The 764-nt window shown below is 65.6% G+C and carries 1 pseudogene; it reads right to left on the bottom strand.

The features are described 5' to 3' along the window. Positions 1 to 52: 52 nt before the first annotated feature. Positions 53 to 764, bottom strand: a pseudogene (locus EOA49_RS32220) (IS256 family transposase); the annotation flags it as partial.

Below are 764 nucleotides of genomic sequence, written 5' to 3'. Positions count from 1 at the left end.
TGGTGTAGGTAACGGCATTGGTCGCCGTGCTCTCCGGCAAGGGCCGGACTGATCAGCGCGCCACTGCCGGCAGGCTGATGAGCGGATCATCGCTCATCTGGCTGATGGTCTCAAGGGTCATGTAGCGGGCCCGCTGCACGGCCCATTCATCCGACGACCTCGGTCCTGCGCTTGATCTCGCCGTTGAGGCGCTCGATCGGGTGTGGTGCTATGCAGCTTGGCACGGTGCTCCTTGGGGAAAGTCATGTAGGCAAGCACGTCGGTTTCGGCGTCGTCCTTGATTGTCGCCAGCTTCGGCACCCTCGGCCGGATCTGGTCGGCGACGGCGCGCCACTGCGTGCTTGCGGCCTCGGGCGTTTCCTGGGCGGTGGCGATGAAAGCGGAGACGACGCGGCGCCTGCTCTTGCCGGCATGAGCCAGCACGTTCCTCATGAAGTGGACGCGGCACCTCTGCCATGTCGCGCACAGCACCTTGGTGACGGCCGCCTTGATGCCTTCATGGGCATCGGAGACGACCAGCTTGACGCCGCGCAGGCCGCGACGGGTCAGCTTGCGCAAAAACTCCGTCCAGATCGGCTCGGCCTCAGACGTGCCGACCTCCATGCCCAGCACTTCGCGCCGGCCGTCTGCGTTGACACCGACGGCGATGATGACGGCGACCGAGACGATGCGTCCGCCGCGGCGCACCTTCAGGTAGGTGGCATCGATCCACAGATAGGGCCAGTCGCCCTCGATGGGCCTGTCGAGGAAGGCCTTCACCTTGC

This window comes from Mesorhizobium sp. M1A.F.Ca.IN.020.04.1.1 (genome assembly GCF_003997315.1).
Lineage (GTDB): Bacteria > Pseudomonadota > Alphaproteobacteria > Rhizobiales > Rhizobiaceae > Mesorhizobium.
This window is presented reverse-complemented; position numbering and strand designations above follow the sequence as displayed.